The 6,942-nt window shown below is 75.1% G+C and carries 5 protein-coding genes; 4 read left to right on the top strand and 1 reads right to left on the bottom strand.

Features of this window, described 5'->3' with window-relative positions; genetic code table 11:
- Positions 1-64 precede the first annotated feature (64 nt).
- On the top strand, positions 65-805 hold the full coding sequence (locus RND61_RS16680) for a TerD family protein (RefSeq protein WP_315878749.1): 741 nt from the start codon (positions 65-67) through the stop codon (positions 803-805).
- A gap of 37 nt (positions 806-842) precedes the next feature.
- Here RND61_RS16680 and RND61_RS16675 read toward each other — a convergent pair whose 3' ends face one another.
- Positions 843-1,847: a TerD family protein gene (locus RND61_RS16675; protein WP_315878748.1), complete on the bottom strand. Its 1,005-nt coding sequence runs from the start codon at positions 1,845-1,847 to the stop codon at positions 843-845.
- A 206-nt stretch (positions 1,848-2,053) separates the two neighbouring features.
- Between RND61_RS16675 and RND61_RS16670 the strand changes: the two genes are divergently transcribed.
- The 3 genes from RND61_RS16670 to RND61_RS16660 all read left to right on the top strand — a co-directional run bounded on the left by RND61_RS16670 (position 2,054) and on the right by RND61_RS16660 (position 6,779).
- Entirely contained in the window at positions 2,054-3,241 is a 1,188-nt protein-coding gene (locus RND61_RS16670; protein ID WP_315878747.1) for an HpcH/HpaI aldolase/citrate lyase family protein, read from the top strand.
- A gap of 65 nt (positions 3,242-3,306) precedes the next feature.
- Positions 3,307-5,952, top strand: a complete 2,646-nt coding sequence (locus RND61_RS16665) for a phosphoribosyltransferase (protein WP_315878746.1) — start codon at positions 3,307-3,309, stop codon at positions 5,950-5,952.
- Entirely contained in the window at positions 5,949-6,779 is an 831-nt protein-coding gene (locus tag RND61_RS16660) for an HAD family hydrolase (protein ID WP_315878745.1), read from the top strand. The genes RND61_RS16665 and RND61_RS16660 overlap by 4 nt, the downstream gene beginning before the upstream one ends.
- The last annotated feature ends 163 nt before the right edge of the window (positions 6,780-6,942 follow it).

Genomic DNA, 6,942 nt, shown 5'->3' with positions numbered 1-6,942 from the left:
GGGGGGGGGGGGCGGGGCCCCCCCCCCCCCCCCCGCCGCGTATCCGGACACCTTGGGGGGTGGCATGGCTTTCTGGGACAGCCTGCGGCAGAACAGGACGGCGCAGTTCGACTCGGGCGGCGCCGCGACCAACGCGATCGACCTGACACGGCGACGCCCGACGGTCTCGCTGACCAAGCAGGGCGCCGCGACCGGCAACCTGCGCGTCAACCTCTCGTGGAAGATGCGCACGTCCGACTTCGACAGCAGGCCCCGGCAGAGCGGCCGGCTGCTGCGGCACCCGCTGAAGTTCTTCCAGCCCGAACCGGTCCAGGCCCACACCCGGGCCGTGGCCAACGTCGACCTGGACATCGGGTGCCTGTACGAGCTGGCCGACGGCACCAAGGGCGTCGTCCAGCCGCTCGGCGGCTACTTCGGCGACCTCAACGACCCGCCGTACGTGAAGCTCAGCGGGGACGACCGGTTCGGCTCGCCGTCCGGCGAGACGATCTTCGTCAACCTCGACCACCGGGACGACATCAGACGGCTGCTGTTCTTCGTCTACATCTACGACCAGACGCCGGCCTTCGACCGCACCCACGCCATGATGACGCTCTACCCGAGCAACGGCCCGCGCATCGAGATCGAGCTCGACGAGCGCGCCCCCGAGGCCCGCTCCTGCGCCGTCTTCCTGCTGGAGAACGTCAAGGGCGAGCTGGTGGTGCGGCGCGAGGTGAAGTTCGTCTACGGCTTCCAGGGCGAGCTGGACCGGATGTACGGCTGGGGCATGCAGTGGGGCCGCGGCTTCAAGACGGGGACGCGCTGACGGCCGCGCCGCCGCGCCCCCGGCCCCGCGCCGCGGCTCAGCGCTGGAACTGGGGGCCCATCGGCGGCAGCCGGAAGTCCGGGTCCGGTACGGGCGCCCCGGCCGCCGCCGGAACCGGCTGGGGCGCCGGGTGCGGGTAGCCGTAGGCGGGCTGCGGGGCGGGCGGGCCGTACGGAGGCGCCGGCGCGGGCTGGGGGTAGCCGTAGGCGGGCTGCGGCGACCCGGTGTGCGGGTAGCCGTACGCGGGCGGGACGGTCGGCGGGGGCGGCACCGGAGGGACGGCGGGGACGGCGGGAGCCACCGCGGCGCCGGTGGCGGCGGCCGGGACGGGTATCGCCCGGGTGGCGTCCTCGGGGTCCGCGCCGGAGACCGCGCCGGAATCCGTGCCGGGGACCGGCGCCGCGGGGTCGGCGATCGGCTCGGGGCCCTGGGAGGCCACGGGGTCAGCGGTCGGCTCGGGGCCCCGGGAGGCCGCGGCGGCGGCCTCCTCCTCGTCGACCGAGATGCCGAACGCCGTGGCCAGCCCGATCAGCCCCGTCGGATAGCCCTGCGCCACCGCGCGGAACTTCCACCGCTCACCCCTGCGATACAGCTCGCCGCAGATCATGGCGGTCTCCTCGCCCGTCTCCGGGCGCACGTGGAACGACGCCAGCGCCTCGGCGCCCTCGCCCGCGGCGGCGTCGTACAGCACGATCCGCAGGTCCGGTACGTGCGCGAAGGTGCCGCCGTCCGAGGACGCCGCGACGACCACCTGGTCCACGGACGGCTCCAGCCCCGCCAGGTCCGTCTCGACCGTGTCGGTGAGCCCGTCCTCCACGCGCTTCTTGGGCAGCCGCCGCACCGCGCCGGAGGGGTGCCGGGGCTGGTTGTAGAAGACGAAGTCCTCGTCGGAACGCACCCGCCCGTCCGGGCCGAGCAGCAGGGCCGAGGCGTCCACGTCGGGGACCTCCGGGCCAGGGGTCCAGCGCAGTACGGCCCGTACGGCCGCGACGTCGAGCGGGACGTTCGAGCCCTTCAGCATCTCGTGCGTCATGCCCGTCATCCTGCCTGGCCGCCCGCCGGGGGGACAACGCGGGGGGCCGGTACCGGGGCGCCGCCCGGTGCGACCCCCGCAGGCGGCCCCCGCGTCACCCGGCGTTCACATCGGCGGGGAACCGACGACACTTGTCCTTACGTACTATTACCGGCCACATGTCATCAGGCCGCAGGCAGCACAGTACGTACGTCACGGCAGTTCGGGGAAACCGCATGCGTCATTTCGGGCACATCTCGCCTGCTGCTCGGGCCGGACTGTTCCACCAGGAGCCGTGCGCGTTCGACAGCCACTCACCGGCCCGCGTCCTCTCGGTGGCGCTCGGCGCCACCCTCTACAGCCCCGCCACCCGCCCCAGACTCGCCGACGACGTGGTGAAGCAGGTCGGGCGCGGGGTCGTGTCGATGGTGCTCTGCCTGGAGGACTCCATCGGCGACGGGGACGTCGAGGACGGCGAGGAGAACCTCGTACGCCAGTTCGCCGACCTGGCCGGGCGGGACGACCAGCCGCCGCTGCTGTTCATCCGCGTCCGCGAACCCGAGCAGATCCCCGACCTGGCCCGCCGCCTCGGCCCCGCCGTACGGCTGCTGTCCGGATTCGTACTGCCGAAGTTCACCGAGAAGCGCGGCACGCCCTTCCTGGAGGCCCTCGCCGCCGCCGAGGCGGAGCCCGTCACGGAGGACGCCCTCGCCGGCCGCCCCCTGTACGCGATGCCCGTCCTGGAGTCGCCCGAGCTGCTGCACCTGGAGACCCGCGCCGACACCCTCGCCGGGATCGCCCGCTCCGTCACCGCCCACCGCGACCGGGTCCTGGCCCTGCGGCTCGGCGTCACCGACTTCTGCTCCGCGTACGGGCTGCGCCGCTCACCCGACATGACCGCGTACGACGTGCAGATCGTCGCCCACGTCATCGCGGACGTCGTCAACGTCCTGGGCCGCGCCGACGGCAGCGGCTTCACGATCACCGGGCCGGTGTGGGAGTACTTCCGCCTCCAGGAGCGGATGTTCAAGCCGATGCTGCGGCGCAGCCCCTTCACGGAGGGCCGCGCCGACGCCCTGCGCACCGCGCTGATCGAGCACGACCTGGACGGACTGCTCCGCGAGATCGAGCTGGACCGGGCCAACGGCCTGCTCGGCAAGACCTGCATCCACCCCTCCCACGTCCAGCCCGTGCACGCCCTGTCCGTCGTGAGCCACGAGGAGTACAGCGACGCCCGGGACATCCTGCGCCCGGAGCGCGACGGCGGCGGCGTCCTGCGCTCCGCGTACACGAACAAGATGAACGAGGTGAAGCCGCACCGGGCCTGGGCGGAGCGCACGCTCCAACGGGCCGAGGTGTTCGGCGTGGCCAAGGCGGACGTGGGGTTCGTCGAACTGCTCGCGGCGGGTCTGGCGGTGCCGTGAGCGGCGCCCAGCACCCCACGAGCCACCCGTACCCGAGAGAGAAGAGGCACGTCATTCACAGCGCGGTGTGGACGGGAACATGGGTCGCCGAGCGGCTCGGCGTCGAGCTCTCCGGAGAGCGGGGGGACGACGAGGAGCTGCGCGGCCTGCTGGGGCTGGCCCTGCGGGACAACAGGAAACGCGCGCACCTCCTCGTCTCCCGCGTGCTGGGCAAGCACGTGCCGCAGAGCCCCGCCGTGGTGCGCGGCTCCGGGTACGAGCTGGGGCGCCGCGTACGGGAGCTGCTGGGCGACGCGGAGGCGCGGCGCGCGGTCGTCGTCGGGTACGCGGAGACGGCGACCGGCCTCGGCCACTGCGTCGCGGACGGCCTGGCCCTCGCCCCGTACCTGCACTCCACGCGCCGCCCCGTGCCGGGGGTGCCCCGGGCGGCCGGGTTCGAGGAGTCCCACTCCCACCACACCTCGCACCTCCTGCTCCCCGAGGACCCCGGGCTGCTGGCCGGGCCGGGCCCGCTGGTGCTGGTCGACGACGAGTTCTCGACCGGCGCCACCGTCCTGAACACCGTGCGGGCGCTGCACGAGCGGTACCCGCGCGAGCGGTACGTGATCGTGGCGCTCGTCGACATGCGGTCGGCACGGGACCGGGGACGGCTGGCGGAGTTCGCCGCCGGGATCGGCGCGCGGGTGGACCTGGTGACGCTCGCGGCGGGGACGGTACGGCTGCCGGACGGCGTCCTGGAGAAGGGCCGCGCCCTGGTGGCCGCCCACAGGACGCCCGCGCCGGCCGAGGCCGGTGACGTGGCCGCCGTACGGCGCGTGGACCTGGGCTGGCCGGCCGGGCTGCCGGACGGGGGTCGACACGGCTTCACCCCGGAGCACCGGGCCCGCCTGGACGCGGCACTGCCGTCGATGGCGGCCCGCCTGGCGGAGGCGCTCGCCCTGACCGACACGCCTGCGGCTGCGTCTGCTGGGGTGCCCGTGGCTGCCGGGCCTGGCGGGTCTGACGGACCTGTCGGACCTGTCGGACCTGTCGGGTCTGCTGGGCTGTTCGGGCCTGCCGGGTCGTCCGGGTCGTCCGGGCCTGCTGGGCTGTCCGGGCCTGCGGGGCTGTCCGCGTCCACCGAGTCGTCCGTGCCCGCCGGATCGTCCGCGGAGTCGTCCGCGTCCGCCGGCGCCACCGCCCGCGCCCCCCGCGTCCTCGTCCTGGGCTGCGAGGAGCTGATGTACGCCCCCCTCGCCCTGGCCGCCGCACTGGAGGAGCGGGCCCCCCACGCCGACGTGCGGTTCTCCACCACCACCCGCTCGCCCGTCCTCGCCGTCGACGACCCCGGCTACGCCATCCGCACCCGCCTCGTCTTCCCCGCGCACGACGACCCCGCGGACGGCCCCGGCGACCGGTACGCGTACAACGTCGCCGGCGCCGGCTTCGACGCGGTCGCCGTCGTCGTCGACTCGACCGCCGACACCCCCCTCCTCCACGCCCCGGACGGCCTCCTCGCCCGGCTCACCGCGCACGTCCCGCACGTCGTGCTGGCGACCGTCCCCTCGTACGTACCGGAAAGAGCCCGCATGCTGCCCGAGCCGCTGCGCGGACCCGCCTTCTCCTCCTACGCCCCCGACGAGGTCGGCTGGCTCCTGAAGGACCTGTCGGCCGTCGAGCTGGAGGCCCCCACCGAGGAGCGCGAGGAGGCCATCCAGAGCGGCGGCGCCCACTACGCCGAGTCGCTGCCCGTGGAGTACCAGCCGAGCGACGCGTACCAGAAGCTGTTCCACGCCGCCCTCGACGGCTCCGCCGCCCGGATCGCCCGCGCCGTCGGCGCCGTCACCGAGACGGTGCTCGCCGAGCGGTCGCCGCGCCCCGTGCTGGTCTCCCTCGCGCGCGCCGGCACCCCCGTCGGCGTGCTGATGCGCCGCTGGGCCCGGCACCGCCACGGCCTGGACCTGCCGCACTACGCCGTGTCCATCGTGCGCGGCCGGGGCATCGACACGAACGCGCTGCGCTGGCTGCGCGCCCACCACGACCCGGCGGACGTCGTGTTCGTCGACGGCTGGACCGGCAAGGGCGCCATCACCCGCGAACTGGCCGCCGCCCTCGCCGCCTTCCCCGACTTCGACCCGGAGATCGCCGTACTCGCCGACCCCGGCTCCTGCGTGCGCACCTACGGCACCCGCGAGGACTTCCTCATCCCCTCCGCCTGCCTCAACTCCACGGTCTCCGGGCTGGTCTCCCGCACCGTCCTGCGCGCCGACCTGGTGGGCCCGGACGACTACCACGGCGCCAAGTTCTACCGCGAACTGGCGCACGCCGACGTGTCCGCGGACTTCCTCGACGCGGTCTCCGGCCGCTTCGACGAGGTCGCGGGCGCCGTCGCCGCGGACACCGCCCGGCTCCTCGCCGCCGACCGGATACCCACGTGGGAGGGGTGGGCGGCGGTCGAGCGGATCAGCGAGGAGTACGACATCCACGACGTGAACCTCGTCAAGCCGGGCGTCGGCGAGACCACCCGGGTCCTGCTGCGCCGCGTCCCGTGGAAGGTCCTCGCCCAGCGCGGCGCGGGCGCCGACCTGGACCACGTGCGCCTGCTCGCCGAGCAGCGCGGCGTCCCGGTCGAGGAGGTCGACGGACTGCCGTACACGTGCGTGGGGCTCGTCCACCCCCGGTACACGCGCGGCGCGACCGGCGTCGACGGCCGGGCGGTGACGGCGCCGTGACCGTCCGGCCCGCGCTGGTCGCCAGCGACCTCGACCGCACCCTCATCTACTCGACGGCCGCGCTCGCGCTGACGGCTCCCGACGCCGAGGCGCCGCGGCTGCTGTGCGTGGAGGTGTACCAGGGCAGGCCGCTGTCGTACGTCACCGAGACGGCCGCCGAACTGCTCGGCGAACTGGCCCGTACGGCCGCGTTCACCCCGGTCACCACCCGCACGCGGGAGCAGTACCGGCGCATCCGGCTGCCCGGCCCGGCGCCCCGTTACGCGATCTGCGCCAACGGCGGCCACCTACTGGTCGACGGCGAGCCCGACCGCGACTGGCGGGAGGCCGTCGCGGCGCGCCTCGCCGACGAGTGCGCCACGCTCGACGAGGTACGGGCGCACCTGCTGGCCGTCGCCGACCCGGCGTGGCTGCTGAAGGAACGGGTCGCGGAGGACCTCTTCGCGTACCTCGTCGTCGAGCGGGCCCTGCTGCCCGACGGCTGGCTCGCGGAGCTGTCCGACTGGGCGGGCGCGCGCGGCTGGACGGTGTCCCTACAGGGCCGCAAGGTGTACGCGGTGCCGAAGCCACTGACGAAGAGCGCGGCGGTACGGGAGGTGGCGCGCCGCACCGGCGCCCGCACCGTCCTCGCGGCGGGCGACTCGCTGCTGGACGCGGACCTGCTGCTGGCCGCCGACCGCGCGTGGCGGCCCGGGCACGGCGAGCTGGCCGACACGGGCTGGCGCGCCGGCAACGTCGAGGCGCTCGCCGACCGGGGCGTCGCGGCGGGGGAGGAGATCCTGCGCCGGTTCCTGGCCGCGGCCCGAACGGCGACCGCGGCGGCCTGAGGGCGGCGCGGTCGCCGGCCGACGGGGACGGCACGGCGGCCAGGTCGGGACCGGTGCGACGGCGCGTCGGGACGGCCCGTCGGGGCGTACGGTCTCGGCGGGCTCGGGGCGGGCGGCTTCGGCGGCCTGGGCCAGGTGGTCTTGACGGCCTCGGGCCAGGTGG

The sequence above is a fragment of the Streptomyces tamarix genome, assembly GCF_032423885.1.
In the GTDB taxonomy this organism is placed as follows: Bacteria; Actinomycetota; Actinomycetes; order Streptomycetales; family Streptomycetaceae; genus Streptomyces; species Streptomyces tamarix.
The sequence above is the reverse complement of the archived record's forward strand: the minus strand, read 5'-3'. Positions and strand labels throughout refer to the sequence as shown.